The 16,510-nt window shown below is 68.3% G+C and carries 12 protein-coding genes; 5 read left to right on the plus strand and 7 right to left on the minus strand.

The features are described from left to right. The 5 genes from ACRWK7_RS16670 to ACRWK7_RS16690 all read right to left on the minus strand — a co-directional run bounded on the left by ACRWK7_RS16670 (nt 1) and on the right by ACRWK7_RS16690 (nt 7,521). A complete protein-coding gene (locus ACRWK7_RS16670) occupies nt 1-2,172 on the minus strand; it encodes a peptidase domain-containing ABC transporter (protein WP_431857393.1) in 2,172 nt (723 codons plus the stop codon). A gap of 13 nt (nt 2,173-2,185) precedes the next feature. Continuing rightward, nucleotides 2,186-2,530 (minus strand): hypothetical protein, encoded by a 345-nt coding sequence (locus ACRWK7_RS16675; protein WP_431857394.1) that lies wholly within the window; start codon nt 2,528-2,530, stop codon nt 2,186-2,188. 123 nt (nt 2,531-2,653) lie between these two features. Then, nucleotides 2,654-4,093 (minus strand): mannose-1-phosphate guanylyltransferase/mannose-6-phosphate isomerase, encoded by a 1,440-nt coding sequence (locus tag ACRWK7_RS16680; protein WP_431857395.1) that lies wholly within the window; start codon nt 4,091-4,093, stop codon nt 2,654-2,656. 181 nt (nt 4,094-4,274) lie between these two features. After that, nucleotides 4,275-7,019, minus strand: coding sequence for a M10 family metallopeptidase C-terminal domain-containing protein (locus tag ACRWK7_RS16685; protein ID WP_431857396.1), 2,745 nt, complete (start codon nt 7,017-7,019; stop codon nt 4,275-4,277). A 52-nt stretch (nt 7,020-7,071) separates the two neighbouring features. Beyond that, nucleotides 7,072-7,521, minus strand: coding sequence for a hypothetical protein (locus ACRWK7_RS16690; protein WP_431857397.1), 450 nt, complete (start codon nt 7,519-7,521; stop codon nt 7,072-7,074). A gap of 593 nt (nt 7,522-8,114) precedes the next feature. Between ACRWK7_RS16690 and ACRWK7_RS16695 the strand changes: the two genes are divergently transcribed. The 3 genes from ACRWK7_RS16695 to ACRWK7_RS16705 all read left to right on the plus strand — a co-directional run bounded on the left by ACRWK7_RS16695 (nt 8,115) and on the right by ACRWK7_RS16705 (nt 10,673). Then, a complete protein-coding gene (locus ACRWK7_RS16695) occupies nt 8,115-9,005 on the plus strand; it encodes a radical SAM protein (protein ID WP_431857398.1) in 891 nt (296 codons plus the stop codon). 88 nt (nt 9,006-9,093) lie between these two features. Next, on the plus strand, nt 9,094-9,663 hold the full coding sequence (locus ACRWK7_RS16700; protein WP_431857399.1) for a CatB-related O-acetyltransferase: 570 nt from the start codon (nt 9,094-9,096) through the stop codon (nt 9,661-9,663). 86 nt (nt 9,664-9,749) lie between these two features. Next, the gene (locus tag ACRWK7_RS16705; protein ID WP_431857400.1) at nt 9,750-10,673 is read left to right on the plus strand and encodes a class I SAM-dependent methyltransferase; all 924 of its coding nucleotides are present in this window, start codon (nt 9,750-9,752) and stop codon (nt 10,671-10,673) included. Between the two features lie 200 nt (nt 10,674-10,873). On the opposite strand, the gene ACRWK7_RS16710 is transcribed toward ACRWK7_RS16705, so the two are convergent. Continuing rightward, complete coding sequence (locus ACRWK7_RS16710; protein ID WP_431857401.1) at nt 10,874-12,454, minus strand: hypothetical protein; 1,581 nt, start codon at nt 12,452-12,454, stop codon at nt 10,874-10,876. Between the two features lie 217 nt (nt 12,455-12,671). Between ACRWK7_RS16710 and ACRWK7_RS16715 the strand changes: the two genes are divergently transcribed. Next, on the plus strand, nt 12,672-13,553 hold the full coding sequence (locus ACRWK7_RS16715; protein ID WP_431857402.1) for a hypothetical protein: 882 nt from the start codon (nt 12,672-12,674) through the stop codon (nt 13,551-13,553). 11 nt (nt 13,554-13,564) lie between these two features. Here ACRWK7_RS16715 and ACRWK7_RS16720 read toward each other — a convergent pair whose 3' ends face one another. Further along, nucleotides 13,565-15,361 carry a beta strand repeat-containing protein gene (locus ACRWK7_RS16720; RefSeq protein ID WP_431857403.1) on the minus strand — a complete coding sequence of 599 codons (1,797 nt, stop codon included), beginning with the start codon at nt 15,359-15,361 and terminating at the stop codon, nt 13,565-13,567. Between the two features lie 172 nt (nt 15,362-15,533). Here ACRWK7_RS16720 and ACRWK7_RS16725 point away from each other — a divergent pair, with 172 nt between their 5' ends. Then, nucleotides 15,534-16,496: a glycosyltransferase family 2 protein gene (locus tag ACRWK7_RS16725; RefSeq protein WP_431857404.1), complete on the plus strand. Its 963-nt coding sequence runs from the start codon at nt 15,534-15,536 to the stop codon at nt 16,494-16,496. Nucleotides 16,497-16,510: the final 14 nt, after the last annotated feature.

Below are 16,510 nucleotides of genomic sequence, written 5' to 3' on the forward strand. Positions count from 1 at the left end.
TCACCGCTGCCGGTTCTGTTGTTGCCAGAGGTGCCGGTACTCGGCGCAGCGTTCCAGCAGCACGCCGTGCGGCGCCAGGTCGGACAACCGGCCCTTCTCCAGCAAGGCGATGGTGTCGCAGCCGGTCAGGGTGGAGAGCCGGTGCGTCACCATCAGCACGGTGCGGCCGCGGGCGATGCGCCGCAGGTTGGTCATCACCACCGCCTCGCTGTCGGGATCGAGCGCCGAGGTCGCCTCGTCGAGGATCAGGATGCGCGGCTGCGGCAGCAGCGCGCGGGCGATGGCGATGCGCTGCTTCTGCCCGCCGGACAGGTTGCTCGCCCCTTCCTCGATCAGCGTGTCGTAGCCCTCGGGCAGGTCCTGGATGAAGTCGTGCGCGCCGGCCAGCCGCGCCGCCTCGATGATCTCCTCGGGCGAGGCCTCCATGCGGGTGACCGCGATGTTGTCGCGGATGCTGCCGCGGAACAGGAAGTTCTCCTGCAACACCACGCCGATGGAGCGGCGCAGGTAGCCGAGGTCGAGTTCGCGGATGTCGACCCCGTCGTAGCGGATGTGGCCGTCCTGCAGCGGATAGAAGCCCTGAAGCAGGCGCATCAGCGTGCTCTTGCCCGAACCGCTGCGCCCGACCACGCCGACCACCGAGCCGGCGGCGACGGACAGCGACAGCCCCTCCAGCGCCGGCGGACGGTTGCGGGAATAGCGGAAGCCGACGTCGGAGATCTCGATGCGGCCGGTCAGGCGCGGACAGGCGCCGGTGCCCTCGCGCCGCGGCTCGGCCGGGTGGTTCATAACCTCGCCCAGCATGCGCACGGACAGCGCCGTCTCCTGGTACTGGTGGATCAGCGAGACGATCTGCACCAGCGGCGTCACCACGCGGCCCGACAGCATCTGGAAGGCGATCAGAGCGCCAACCGTCAGTTCACGGTCGAAGACGTCGAAGGCGCCGACGGCGACCACCGCCACCATCATCGCCTTCTCCAGGAACTCGGTGATCGCGCGGGCGGTGATCGAGATGCGGCCGACCCGGTAGTGGGTGGTCACCGCGCGCGCCGCCCGGCGGTCCCACAGCCGGCGCTGCTGCGGCTCCAGCGCCGAGGATTTCACCGTCTGCATGCCGTGGATGGTTTCCACCAGCATGGCCTGCCGCTCGGCGTCGGCGTTGTACAGCTCGCGCAGGCGGGCCCGGTACACCGGCACCAGCCCCACCACCACGCCGGCGATCAGCGCCGCGAACAGCAGCGTGATCAGCGTCAGCTTGACCGAATAGGAGAACAGGAAGGGCAGGAAGACCAGCAGCACCAGGCTGTCCAGCGCGGTGGAGAACAGGTTGCCGGTGAGGAACTCGCGGATGCGCTCGACCTGCTGCATGTGGCGCACGGTGACGCCGGCCGAGGTGGCGTCGAAGAAGGTGATCGGCAGGTCGAGCAAGTGGCCGAAGGTGCGGTTGAGGAGCCGGATATCGATCTTGTTGGCGGCCGACAGCAGGATGAACTGGCGCAGGAAGCGGAACACCGCCTCGAACAGCAGGGCGGTCAGCACGCCGATGGTCAGCACCTGCAGCGTGGTCAGCGCCTCGTGCACCAGCACCTTGTCGATGACGATCTGGAAGTAGACCGGCACCAGCAGCGCCAGCGCGTGCAGCACCAGCGCCGCCACGACGACGTCGCGGAAGGCGTGGCCCTGGCGCAGGATCTCCGGCAGGAACCAGCGCAGCCCGAACGGCTGGTTGGGGTCGGCGAGCCCGTGCCGCGGCTTGAGGAAGATGATCTCGCCGCTCCAGCGGCCGGCGAAGGTGTCGCGCGGCACGTCGATGACCCCCGGCCGGTCGGCCAGCGGATCGACGACGCCGGCCATGCCGGCCGCGCGGTCGATGCCCACCAGGATGACGGTGTTGCCGTTGTTCAGCCGCGCCAGCAGCGGGAAGACCGCCGGCAGCGCCGCCAGATCGTCCCAGTCGAGGCGGCGCACCGTCGCCTTGAAGCCGACGCCGGCCGCGGCGCGCACCAGCTCCGCCGCCGTCGGCTCGCGCCCGTCGGCGGGAAGGGCTTGGCGCAGCGCCGCCGGCGAGGTGCGCACGGCGTGGTGCCGCGCCACCAGCATCAGGCATTGCAGCGCCGTCTCCGGCGGCGGCGCCTCCGGTTCCGGGACGGGGCGGGCGAGGGCTTCGGACATGGCGCGGCCGGTGTCAGGCGAAATTGGGCGAGGTCGGCGCCTTGGGCGGTTCCGCCGGCCGGCCGGCCGCGGCCGCGCCCTGACCCTGGGCCGCGGCGGCCGGCACCAGGACGCCCGCCGCCTCCAGGCGCTGGCGCATGCCGTCCATCGCGGCGAGGCTGCTGAGGAAGCCGTGCAGGCTCATCACCACCCGCTGGCGGATCACCGGCAGCGGCTGGCCTTGCTCGTCCTTGTGCACGGCCGACAGGCTGAACAGATCGATACGGACCATGCCGTTGCCGAACCCGACGTCGAGGACGCCGTCGGCAAAGACCTCGGGAACCTGGGGTTCCGTCAGGATGGGAGGAACAGGGCTCATGATGGCTCTCGGCAAGGGGGAGGCGCATCGGCCTCCATCGTCGGGAGCTTGTACCTCAAATCGGCCGTTCAGGCCATGCCGGGCCGGTGTTGATCCAAAAGAGACACAGACCCGGCCGTCACCTCAACCGCGGCCGTACGAGTCCTCGAGGCGGACGATGTCGTCCTCGCCGAGGTAGGACCCCGACTGCACCTCGATGATGTTGAGCGGCACCTTGCCGGGATTCTCCAGGCGGTGGACCGTGCCGATCGGGATGTAGATGGACTGGTTCTCGTAGACCATGACCTGCTCGTCGCCGCGGGTGACCAGCGCGGTGCCGTTCACCACCACCCAGTGCTCGGCGCGGTGGTAGTGCTTCTGCAACGACAGCCGGGCGCCCGGCGCGATGGACAGGAGCTTGACCTGGAAGCGGTCGCCGGCGTGGACCGACTGGAAGGCGCCCCACGGGCGGTGCACCTTGCGGTGGCTCACCGGCTCGCTCCGGCCGTCCTTCTTGAGCCGCTCGACGATCCGCTTGACGTTCTGCGCCTGGTCCTTGCTGGTGACCAGGACCGCGTCCTCGGCGACGACGACGACGGCGTCCTCCAGCCCCACCACGGCGGCCAGGTGTCCCTCGCTGCGCACATAGCAGTTGCGCGCGCCTTCCATGACCACGTCGCCGATGGCGACGTTGCCGTCGGCGTCCTTGGCACCGACCTCCCACAGCGCCGGCCAGGCGCCCACGTCGGTCCAGCCGAGGTCGCACGGGACGACCGCCGCGGTGGAGGTCCGTTCCATGACCGCGTAATCCACCGAGATGTTCGGCGCCCGTGCGAAGGCGCCGGCGTCGAGGCGGAAGAAGTCGAGGTCGGACTGGCCGGCGGCCAGCGCGTCCCGGCAGGCCTCGACCACGGCCGGGGCGTGCCGCTCCATCTCGGCCAGCAGGCGCCCGGCGGAGAACAGGAACATGCCGCTGTTCCAGGCGTGCTGGCCCCCGGCGACGTACCCCTCGGCCACCTCGCGCGCCGGCTTCTCGACGAACGCCGCGACCGCGAAGACCCCGTCCAGGCCGGGCAGCGCCGCGCCCTTGTGGATGTAGCCGTATCCCGTCTCCGGCCCGGTCGGGGCGATGCCGAAGGTGACGAGGTGGCCGGACCGCGCGGCGGCGGCGGCGGCATCGACCGCGCGGCGGAACGCCGGCATGTCGCGGATCAGGTGATCGGCCGGCAGCACCAGGAGCAGCGTGTCGGGGTCCTGCTCGGCCGCCATAAGGGCGGCGACGGCGCACGCCGCGGCGGTGTTGCGGCCGACCGGCTCGAGCACGATGTTGCGGAACGGCACGCCGGCCTGCCGCAGCTGCTCGGCGATGACGAAGCGGTGTTCCTGGTTGCAGATGACCAGCGGTGGATCGAACGCCGCCGGATCGGTCACCCGCAGCGCCGTGTCCTGGAGCATCGACCGGTCGGAGCACAGGTTCAGGAGCTGCTTGGGATAAAGCTCCCGCGACATCGGCCACAGACGGGACCCCGCGCCACCGGACAGGAGAACCGGCAGGATTTTCTGGCTAACGGCAACAGCGCTCATGATTCTCTCACCCCAAACGGACGCCCGGCGCCGCCCCCGGTTCCGGAAGCCCGCGCGTGTGCGCCCGCGGTCGCTGGCCGGCCGGCCGGACCCGTTGTTTAGGAAGAGAACCTATAACCGCCGTCCTCGTTCGCCACAAGCCGGACCGCGGCGGGCCGTGCGAATTTGCCGGGGCCGCCGCTCAGGCGGCGCCGGCCAGCATGCCGAAGGCGGACGACGGAGAACCGGCCGCCAGCGGCTCCATCATGGCCGAACTCGGCCGGGTCCGGGTCACGGTGCGCCGCTCGGCGAAGCCGTACTGGATGTAGTGGAGCGTCGCGGCCGCCATGTTGGAGCCGACGACGCTCGCCACGTCCGGATTGCTCGCCAGATAGGACTGGGCATCGAACACCGCGCTGCGCCCCTCGCGCCGCCCGTACTGGATGTAGTGCCGTTCCGCCGCGACCGTGCTGGTTCCCAGCACCGGGATGAGGTCGCTGTTGGCCGCGAGGTACGACGCCGCGTCGAAGCTGGCGCTGCGCCCCTCGCGCAGGCCGTATTGCAGGTAGTGGTTGAGCGCCGCGGTCTCGTTGGCCCCGAACGCGTCCGCCAGGTCGGGGTTCGCCGCCAGATAGCCCAGCGCGTCGAAGCTCGTGCTGCGCCCCTCGCGCCGGCCGAACTGCAGGTAGTGCCGCACCGCCGCCGCCTGATCGGTGCCGAAGACGCTCGCCAGGTCCGGGTTGGCGGCGAGGTAGGCCGTCGCGCTGAAGCCGGTGGACGGCCGGTGCTCGCGGTAGCCGTACTGGATGTAGTGGTTCAGCCCGGCCTCCCGGCTGATGCCGAACACGGTGGCCACGTCCTCGTTGAGGGCCAAATAGGCGTAGGGGTCGAAGCTGCCGGCCCCGCGCCCCTCGAAGCGGCCGTTGGAGATGAAGTGCTGCCGGGCGGCGGCGGCGTTGTTGCCGTACGCGGCGATCAGGTCGGGGTTGCTGGCGAGGTAGACCAGCGGGTCGAAGGTCGCCAGCTGCGAGGCGAGCGAGATCACGCTGAGCGACACCGACTGCTGCGCCACGCCGCCCTTGCCATCCGACACGCTGTAGGCGAAGCCGCCCGCGGCGCCGGCGAAGCCGTTGCCCGGCGTGAAGGTCAGCCCGCTGAGGTCGCCGACCGACAGGTGGGTCCCGGCGGTGACGGCGGCGCCGCTGGACAGGCGCACCGTGCCGCCGTTCGGCAGGCCGAGGAGCGTCACGGTCATCGCGTCGCCGTCCGGGTCGACCGGCAGCGGGATCGCCAGGGACGTGGTCGGCGCCCCCTCCTGGAGGGACACGGCCTTGTCGGCCTGCAGCACGGGCGCCTGGTTCGGCCGCTTGGTGGCGACGCTCCAGCTCGTCCACTCACTCCACACCGTTCCGTTGTAGGCGCGCACGGAGATCTGGTCGGAGCCCTCGGCCGCGCCCCCGACGAAGCGGAGGTCGGGCAGGCTGGCGGCGGACACCGGAAGGGTCGCCGCGGCGGCGTGCTGGTTGCCGTTGAGCGAGAAGTAGCCGCCGCCGCTCGTGGTGTCGACCAGCTCGTAGGCGGTGATCGCCGCGCCGTCGGGATCGGACACCGTGAACAGCGACGAGCCCAGCACGGACGCGCCGATCACCACCGACACCGTGGCCGGCGCGACGGTGGGCGGGCGCAGGCCGACGCGGCGGTCGGCGAACTGGAGGTATTCGACGCTGGTCACCGTGTCGATGGCGTCGCTGCCGCCGGCGTGGGTGATGATGAAGCTGCTGCCCGAGCGGGTGATGTCGTAGGCGCCGCGCGGCCCGGAATAGACGGCGGTGTCGATGCCGGGGCCGCCGTCCAGCGTGTCGTTGCCCGCACCGCCGGTCAGGGTGTCGTCGCCGCCGCCGCCGATCAGGATGTTGGCCGACGCGTTGCCGATCAGGGTGTCGCCGCCCGCGCCGCCGACCGCGTTCTCGATGGTCACGCCGTAGGCGATGGCGACGTTGTGCACCGCCAGCTCGCCCGCTCCGTTGGTGCCGATCGAGCTGAAGGCGCCGGCGCGCAGGTCGATGGTGGCGCCCAGCGTCTGCTGGCTGGCGTCGATGGTGTCGCTGCCGCCGGCGTCCCAGATGGTGCTGCTGAACGCCGCCGCCGTGTTGTTGAAGGCGTAGGCGTCGTTGCCCGTCCGGGTCTGCGTGTTGGCGCCGTACAGGTATTGGATGGCCGCCACGTCGTACAGCGCCGGCACTATGGACAGGCCGGAATAGCCCAGCGTCGGATGGCTGTTGTAGGCCATCTGCGTGTACTGGTAGTTGTCCTCGGCCGAGGGCAGGTACGGCCCTTCGGTGCCGCCGCCGCCTGCGTTGTAGTCGCCGGGGTGCTTCAGGCCGAGCGCGTGGCCGATCTCGTGCAGCAGCGTCTTGAAGCCGTAGGACCCGGGCGGCGGGTTCGTGTTGCCCGCCGAGTCGTTGGCGATGTAGACGTCGCCCGCCGCGGCGAAGTGCGGGCTGGGATAGTAGGCGTAGCCGACGGACGTCCCGTTCTGCCGGTTGGTGCCGAAGCGGACGAGGCCGCCGGAACCGGCGTCGGCGACCTCTGTGAAGGTGATGTTGGCGACCTCCGCCCACGCGGCGAGCGCCTGGCGCACCGCGGCGCGCTGCGCCGTGGACATCGGGGCGAACCCGTTGCGGTCGTCGGTGCCAGCGTAGGACGGCGCGGCTTCCATGAAGCTGAAGGTCACCGCCGCCGCCGTGCCGGCCGTGGCCGTGCCCCACTTCGGCGCGCCGGTCGGCAGCAGGGCCGCGATGTAATAGGGCAGGTCGGACGCCGCGGCTGCGGGCGCGGTCCCGCCGTCCCAGGCGGCGGGGCCCAGGGCGGCTTGGCCCGAACACAGGGCGCACCGGCAGCCGGAGCCGGCGGGGCTGTCGGCCGGGGCGTCGGCGGGCGTCGTCATCGCGGGATCTCCATTGCGCCTGCTCGTGCGGTCGTGCGGCGGAAAAGGCGGGTCATGGGTTGGCCCGGAGCGGCCGGGCGACGCCGGCCAGCAGGCGGCGCAGCGCTCCGTCGACGGTGTCGGGCGGGGCCGGGCCGCCTGCGGCGACGACCGCCTCGGGCGGGGTCAGGAAGAAGGGCGGTGCACCGAGGTCCGGGCGGCTGCGATGAAGTGTCGCGGCCAGCGCCGTCACCGCCGCGTCGGCGGCGCCGGGCACCGCGGCGGTGCGCGTCTGGGCGTGCAGGAGGACCACCAGCGTCGCCGGGTCGGCGATCCGTTCGTCATTGGGCGTCAGCGTCAGCACGGGCGGACCATCCGCGCCCAGCAGTGACGCAAGCACCGCGCGGGCGGCGTCGCACAGCCGGTCGGCGGCCGGCGCGGCGTGGGCCGCCGCCGGCTCCGCGTCGACGGTGCACAGGACGCCGACGCGCTCCACCTGTCGAAAGAAAAGAACCGGAGACATCGCCGCGGCCTGCGTGAGGAAGAGCATGGTTGCCAGAAAGGCGCCGCAGTATCGCAAAAAAGTCCTGAAATGGGTGAAATAAAAACGCTGGAGAGCATCCATAGCGACCGTGCGTTCCTAGCCTGCCTTGAGCCGATTCACGACCCGCGCGTCCGTTCGCCTACGGAATCTACGGTCAAATCAAACCCAACAGCCGGGTGTTGCAAGAATTTTCAAGAATCTCTGTTGTCGCTGACAATGCGCGCAAAATTCTACGAATCAGTCCGTGCAGCGTCAATGAGCAATTGGGGCGAGCCCGCTGATGACGGGCTGGGCATGCGCGGCCGCTGTGACATTTTCTGGACCGGTTCGGGGCAACGCTTCGATGGGGCGATGCCGCCGCCGAGGACGACGACTGTTTACGCGCGTTGCCATCTCACCAGACCGGAGATTGCGTCAGGTTCCATTCTGCTTCCGGATTTGGCGACTCCGCCCTCCTCTTGGATGAGTGTGCGCGAAAGGGCTTGCATTGCGAATATTCTCCAATGCACAAGTGTGCCTGCGCCACCACCTGGCGGGCCACAGCGCTCGCGTTTCAAACGATGAGTCGGTCGATGCGCGTCTCCAGCAGATATGTGTACGTTGATGCGGCTTGCCGTGCTAAAATCGAACGGCTTTCGGAACAAAGCAACGAGGGCTGGTTTGACCTAGTGCCCCTGGAAGATCCGATTTCCTTCATCCGGGAGCAGCTGGCTGCAATTGAGCGGGTCGAGCCGGGCGATGATCTTTACCCTTACATTGTGTTCGGCGACGTTACGAACAATTGCAATCTTCGGTGCCGCCACTGCATCAATCCGGATTGGTCCATCGCGACGTCCAAGCGCATGACTCTGCGGGAACTCGACAAGTATGTGAGCTTGCTTCCGCTGTTTGGGAACAACAGCTTCGGTCTCTCGTGCCGTATGGAGCCCCTTCTGCACCCTGAGTTCATAGACCTTGTGGAAAGCCTGCCGGAGCACGTGCGCCGCCGCGCCTCCTTTACGTCCAATTTCGCTGTGCGGAAGTTGAAGGATGAGTTCTTCGAGAGGATTGTCGCCGCGGGCATCGACCACATCCGCATTTCGATCGACAGCTTGTCGAAACTTCATTTCGAGGAAATTCGTGTTAACGCCAAGTTCGACTTCTTCGAGCACAACATTCGCGCTTTAAGCGCGAAGATCAAAGAAGCGGGGCGCAACAATGTCTTGTTAACGACCGTTGTCCTTCGGCAAAACCTGAGGGAAATACCGGCGTTGATCCATGATGCTCAAGAAATGTTTCCTGGCACTAGTCATGAAGTCCGACGTCCATATGAACCAATCAACTATATTGCTGATGAGGAATGGAAAGAAAAATCAATTATCGGCGAAGATGAGTGGGCGTGGCTCGTCAAGTCTATCCAGAAAATGAACATTCCGTACGCGCGCGCATCGGTAACAAATGGAAATATTGTCCTGTCAAGCTGACAATAAATTTAAATCATGCGTTGTGTTTTGGTAGATACCAAAAATGATTTTAAGCATCTCACCAAGTGCCGCCCCACGAGATTTGGTTATGAATGGCGTGGTGCGCGGTCATGTAGGAGCTCACTCCTACGGCAATTTAGAGATTAAGACCTGGGGTGAAAACGCGAAGGTTTTGATTGGGAAATTTTGCTCCATAGGTTATGTCGAAATATACTTGGGCGGAAATCATCGGGTTGATTGGATATCGACCTATCCGTTCATGGCATTTAATGATACCTGGAAAAGCGCTACCGATATTACCGGCCATCCCAGCACGCGTGGTAACGTCGTCATTGGGAACGACGTGTGGATCGGCATCGGCGCCACCATCATGTCGGGCGTCACGATCGGTGACGGCGCGGTGATCGCATCCAAGGCAGTCGTCTCCCGCAATGTCGAGCCGTATCATATTGCCGCTGGCAACCCTGCCGTAGACAGGGGGCTGCGCTTCCCGGCCGAAGACGTCCGGAAATTATCCGAGATCCGCTGGTGGGATTGGCCAGACCCGGAAATCGAAAAGCACACAAAAATCCTTTGCTCAGGTGACGTTGACGCGCTCTACGCCTTGCACCATTCCAGACTGTCCGCCCTCGACCACGGCCCCTCCACTCCGGTTTGACCTGGACCGACGGGCTATTGTAGAGAGGTCCGATATCGCGGGGCGCGCGTTTCTGCGTTGCCCGCCACTCCGAGCAAGGCCGCCGCATGTACACCCTCGAAGATGCGCTGAAGATAGCGTTCGAGCACGAGAACGCCGGACGTTTCGCTATTGCGACAGAGATCTTCCGCAGCGTCCTCACCGTCGCGCCGTCGCAGCCCGTAGCCGAATCCCGCCTGCGTGAGATCAACGGCAAGTTGGAGGTCCTGCGGAGCGCACTGCGATTCACCTTCCCCGGCGAACCCGTGCCGCCGGGGCTTGTCGACGCTCTGACGCACATGTTCCGGCTGGAGCGCGATCTTCCGTCCGGGCACAAGCAGCCGGGATACCTCGTCAGCACGAACGACGAGCGGGGGCGCCCGAACGACCGGCTCCTCGATCTGGTGATGAGCGCCTTTCCGCTCGCCCGCCGCGCCCGCTTCGACAGTCTGGATGCCCGGCAAGTCAATGGCGAGCGGTGGTACCGGTTCTGGCCGGGGGAGCATTACGCGCTCATCGTTGGGCTGCTCCAGGTACTGAAGCCCAGGATCGCTATCGAGATCGGCACCTTCACGGGGATGGCGACGCTCGTAATGGCCGAGAATATGCCGGCGGACGGGCGAGTCTTCACGTTCGACATCGTCGATTGGCGTAAGATCGATAACAGCTGGCTGTGTGAGTCCGACTTTGCTGGGAAGCACACGACGCAGATCCTGGCTGACCTCTCGCGGCCGGCAAAGTTCGAGGAGCACCGGGCGCTGATCGAACAAGCCGACTTTATCTTCATTGACGGTCCGAAGGACCATCATACCGAGAAGAGCCTCCTAGCCCTGCTGGACAGTGTCACGTTCAAGACGAAGCCGATCATCATGTTCGACGACACCAAGCTGCTGAACATGGTGGATATCTGGCACCAGCTGGACCGTCCAAAGCTCGACGTCACGTCCTTCGGGCACTGGTCGGGAACCGGCTTGGTCGACTGGTGCGGCTGAAACCACGCCTGACCGAGTGCAATCTTAACGAAGCCGCTGTTTTTAGGTCGATGGCCGGTGATCAGCGGCCCATTTCAGGCGATCCGGGAGCGACCGGCACCAACAGGCCGGGGGCGAAACACCTCCGAGCACGGCAGCGCCCGTTGGCTGCCGTGCTTGCTGGCCGCCACTGCTGCCGGCCGGCGGCGGGGTAGGGCGCGTCAGCTCGACGAGACGACGAACGAGCCGGCCGACAGGCTGCTGCGCGACAGGCCGTCCAGGACGATGTCGAAGTTGGCTTCCGTGTTCGGCGCGGTGAAATCCGCGTAGGTGAAGGTGGCGCGCAGCGCGGTGCTCCAGGTCCGCGTCGGCGAGGGGGAGCTCTGGAAGCGGTCGTAGACCTGCTGCGCCGTCAGGTTGGTGCCGCGGATGCGGATGACGTCCTCGCCGGGCGTGAAATCGGTGATGAGCGAGCTGCCGACGAGGTACGGATAGGCCAGCGTGCCGTTGCGCACCCGGTTCGTCGCCAGGTCGAAGAGGAAGGTGTCGTTGCCGGCGTCGCCGGTCAGCACGTCGCTGCCGTTGGAGGCCTCGATGGTGTCGTTGCCGGCGCCGCCCGCCAGCGTGTCGTTGCCGGACGCCACCCCGGCGATGCCGGAGCGCGCCTGCCAGGCGCCGGCGGTCAGCAGGTCGTCGCCCGCGTCGCCGTACAGCAGGGTGTCGCCGCGCCCGCCGTTCAGCGTGTCGTTGCCCGCCCCGCCGTGGATCTCGACGAGCTGCGGGACGGCGTCCAGGTAGGACATCGGGGCGTCGGCGGAGCCGATCGTGCCGACCCAGTTGGCCTGCTCGTTGCCGCTCAGGGAGATCCGCGTGGTGGTGGTGACCCAGCTGTTGTCGAAGTTGAGGCGGACATACTCGACGTTGCGGGGCAGCGCGTAGCTGGTGACGCTCAGCCACAGCGTGTCGGTTCCGCCGTCGGCGGCCTCGGCCGCCACCGCGTTGGGCGACGAGATGTAGTAGGTGTCGTCGCCGGAGCCGCCGTTCAGGTTGTCCGCCTGCTGGCCGTAGAGCGTGTCGTTGCCGGTCTCGCCGTACAGGCGGTCGTCGCCGTCGCCGCCGCTCAGCGTGTCGTTGCCTTCCCCGCCGTTGACCGCGTCGCCATAGCCTGGCGCGCTGTAGGCGCTCGTCACCACGTCGTTGCCGGCGAGCGACGTCGGCGCGTGCCGCAGGCGCCCCTCCGCCTCGCCGAACGCCATGTAGTGACCGAGCGCGGTGGTCAGGCCGGCCTGCACCGCCGCGGCCACGTCGGGGTAGGCCGAGAGGTACCAGGCCTCGGCGAACGGGCCGGGCGTGAAGGGGCGGGTCGGCGGGCTGGGCGCGTAGTAGGCGATGCCCTCGTAGCGGAACTCCGGCAGGGTGCGCGCCACCGCCTCGCGCTCGGCGTCCGAGGCGGTGAAGAAATGCGTGCCGTTGCGCGTGTTGTAGAAGCGGTAGACCGCCTGCGGCGCTCCGGAGTACGCCGTGGACGACGCGTCGAACGCCGCCCCCTCGTACCGGTAGAGATGGCCGAGCGTGCGGTTGATCTGGTCCCGTTCCTCGACGCTGGCGGTGTAGAAGTGCGTCCCGGTGTCCATCCGGTAGAACCGCCACACCGTGGTGCTCGTCGCCTCCGGCACGCCGTAGGCGACGCCCTCGTAGCGGAAGCTCGGCAGGTTGGCGAGGATGCTGTTCCGTTCCGCGGTGTCGCGCGTGTAGAAGTGCCCGCCGGTCGTGGCGTTCCAGAAACGGTAGACGTATTGCACGGTGGGCGGCCTTCTGAGGTTGCTCCCGGATCGAACACCCGAAGGTAGCCGACAACCGCGCCGGCCGCACCCTGAAATAGGTGTTATGCCGTCCGCGCCGACGCGCCGACCTGTTGGGGACGCAACTTTTGGTGCCGTGGTATGCCGACGCGGCATGCCGTCCGGGTTGCGCGCGGGGCTAGAATGGCCGAACGGCAGGCCAGTACCGGAGCCTTCGATGACCACCAGCCTCTTCGACGCGCCCTATTACCTGCAGACCTACGCCGACGTGGCGGCCGACCCGTACTACCGCCTGCATCCGGACGAGCACTACGAGCGCCACGGACGCTTCGAGGGGCGTTCGCCGAACGCGGCGTTCGACGAGTCCGGCTACCTGGCGCTGAACGCCGACGTGGCCGCGGCGAAGGCGGTCGGGCGGGTGGCCTCCGGCTACGACCACTGGATCGCCTTCGGCCAGCACGAGGGCCGCTCGCCGGGGCTGGTCGGCTTCACGACCTTCGCCACCGAGAGCGCCTACCTGTCGGCAAACCCGGACGTCGCGGCGGCGGTGGCGCGCGGCGAATTCGCAACCGGCTGGCAGCACTACGCGCTGTTCGGCCGGCAGGAGGACCGGCCGATGAACACCCGGATCCTCTACCACGGCAGCGACGGCGACGACCGCTACACCAGCTGGAACCGCATCCCCTTCGCGCTGATGGGGGCGGGCGGCAACGACAGCCTGTTCGGCGGCTCCGGCTACTTCGCCGGGTCCTTCATGGGGGCGGACGACCGCATCGAGGCCGGCAGCGGCGACGACACGCTGGGCGGCGGCGGCGGCAGCGACACGCTGTCCGGCGGCGCCGGGGCGGACGTCTTCGAATTCAGCGTGCCGACCTACTTCAACGACCGCGACATCGTCACCGACTTCGAGCCGGGGGTGGACGTCCTCCGCTTCCCGGCCGGGCTGACCCTGGCCGACCTGACCGTCTCGACCGGCGCCGAAGGGGCCGGGATCACCTACAGCATGGCGACCGGCCCGGCGCCGAATGCCCCGGCGCACGTGGTGCTGATCGGGCAGACCAGCGTGTCGCCTTCCTGGATCACCTTCGCGGGTTCGTGACCCCCGACCGTCTATCCCGGCACGATCGACAGCGCGTTCATGGTGGCGGTGCCGCTGAACAGCGTCACCATCTTGATCTCGTCGGCGCCGATGGAGGCGTTGCCGTTGATGTCGGTGGCGACGTACATGCCCGTGTTGGCGCCGTCGCTGGCGAAGACGAGCAACGACGCGCCGGTTTTCGGATTGACCAGGGTCCCGATGGCGGCGCGCACGCCGGCGAAGCCGGCATCCGCCAGGGCCGCCGCCGCCGTGGTGACGATGACGACCTCGTCCGAGCCCATGTCGACGGCGTTGGCGGCGCGGGACGCGATCGCGAAGGAGCCGTTCCCGTCACGGTCCACCAGGCTGCGGAAGCTGCTGGCGATGATGATCTGGTCGGTGCCGGCCTGGAAGCCCGAGACCACGTCGTTTCCGGTGACGGCGCCGATCACGCCGCCTTCGCTGTCCGAGTTGTAGATCACCACGTCCGTCGCGACGGTGGCGGTCAGCGCGAGGGTGTCCGCGCCGGTGCTGCCCCAGAACCGGACCGTTCCGCTGGTGAGCGTGATCGCGTCGGCGGCGGCGCCGCCGATCAGCGTGTCCAGGGCTGCCACGGCCATGGTCGTGCCGGTGTCGCCAAGGGTGATCACGTCCTTGTCGGCGGACCCGACGAGCGTCTCCAGCCCACGCAGGAGGATCGTCTGGCCTCCCGTCGCCAGCGACACCACGTCGGTTCCCGTCCCGCCGACGATGATCTCGACGCGGTCGAGGAGCAGAGCCCCCGAACCGCTGGTGAAGATAAGGTCGCTCGCCGTGCCGCCCACCAGCACGTCCAGGCCGCTCACCAGCATGGTCGTGCCGGTGTTGCCGATGGTGATGACGTCGGTGCCGGCGCCGCCCGCCAGCGTCTCCAGGCCGCGCAGCAGGACGGTGCCGCCCCCCGCGCCCAGGCTGATCAGGTCGGTCCCGGCGCCGCCGACGAGGATTTCCACGGCGGTTTCCAGCGCCATCGTGGTCCCGGTGTCGCCGATGAACACCAAGTCCGAGCCCGCCCCCCCAATGAGCGTGTTCAACCCGCGCAGCAGCACCGTCTGCCCGCCGGCGGCGCCAAGCGTCACGGTCTCCGCCGCGCTGCCGCCGACGAGGATCTCCACGCCCTCCACCACGGTGGTGGCGCCGCCCGACCCGAAGAAGATCACGTCGCTTCCAGCACCGCCGACGAGCGTTTCCAGCAGGTTCACCATCATGGTCGTGCCGGTGTCGCCGATGGTGATGATGTCGGTGCCGGCGCCGCCGGACAGGGTTTCCAGGCCGCGCAGCAGCATGGTGCTGCCGCCGCCGGCCAGCGCGATCATGTCGGTGCCGGCGCCGCCGACCAGGATTTCCACCGCCGACTGGATGCCCATCGTGGTCCCGGTGTCGCCGATGAACACCACGTCCGACCCAAGCCCGCCGGTGAGGGTGCTCAGCCCGCGCAGCAGCATGGTCTGGCCGCCCGTGCCCAGCGTGACGGCTTCGGCGCCGCTGCCGCCGACCAGGATCTCGACCCCTTCCACGGTGGTCGTGGCGCCGCTGCTGGCCAGAAAGACCACGTCGCTGCCCGCCCCGCCGAACAGCACCTCGACGGCGCTCACCAGGATGGTGTTGCCGGTGCCGGACAGGGTGATCTGGTCGGTTCCGGCGCCGCCGACGAGGGTCGATATGGTGGACAGAATCACCGTGTTGCCGGCGTTGCCCAGGGTCATGACACCCGTCGTCCCGTCGGCGACCGCCTCCGGCGTCAGGGCGGCGGTCGCGGCGAACGACGGCGGCAGGTCACGGTCAGACATGTCCCAAAAACTCCAGGGTGGCCGGGGCGAGCAAAGGCCGCACCGTAGCAACAAAATGCTTAAAACCAACTAATATCCGCCGTCCGGCTGATGACAAGGCGAAGGTCATGCCGGTATGCTCTGCCGCCGTGCCACGGGGCACGCCTGACTCCCTGCCCGCCGGAATCCCGACGTGACACCGCGTTGCCGCATCATCATCGTCAGCCACAACTGCGCAGACTACCTGAACCGCTGTCTCGCCGCACTGCTGGCGCAGACCGCGACCGACTTCGAGGTGGTGGTGGTCGACAACGCGTCGCAGGACCTCGACCGCGTGGCGATGCCGGACGACGCGCGCTTCACGCTGGTCGCGCTGAGCGAGAACGTCGGCTTCGCCGCCGGCAACAACCTCGGCGCCCGTGGCGCCCAGGCGCCGTGGCTGGTCACGCTCAACCCCGACGCCTTCCCCGAACCCGACTGGCTGGAGCGGCTGCACGCCGCGGCCGCGGCGAATCCGGGCGTCGCCATGTTCGGCTCGACGCAGCTTTCGGCCGCCGACCCGTCGCTGCTCGACGGCGAGGGGGACCGCTATTCGATCTTCGGGCTGGCGTGGCGGGCCGGCTGCGGCCGCGCCGGGCGGCGGCCCTACTTCACCGGCGAGGTGTTCTCGCCCTGCGCCGCCGCCGCGATGTACCGGCGCGCGCTGTTCGAGGAGGTCGGCGGCTTCGACGAGCGGTTCTTCTGCTACTGCGAGGACATCGATCTGGGCTTCCGCATGCGCCTGCGCGGCGCGCGCTGCCTCCAGGTCGGCGACGCCGTCGTGCACCACGTCGGTTCGGGCGTCAGCAAGCGGTACGGCGACTTCTCGCTGTACCACGGCATCCGGAACATCGTCTGGACGCTGATCAAGAACGTTCCGTTTCCGCTGATCGTCCTGGTGGTGCCGCTGCACGCCGCAGCCATGGGCTACTTCGCGCTGTTCCGCTGGCGGTGGTCGAATCCCGGCACCGCCGAGCGCGCCATGCGCGACGCCATCGGCGGCCTGCCGGAGGTGCTGAGGCAGCGCCGCGCCATCCAGGCGTCGCGCAACGTCACCCTGGCCGCCCTGATGCGGGTCATCACCTGGAGCCCGATGGCCGTCAAGCGGCGCCTCTGAGGCGCCGCCTCCCG

It is taken from the genome of Azospirillum sp. (genome assembly GCF_050789165.1).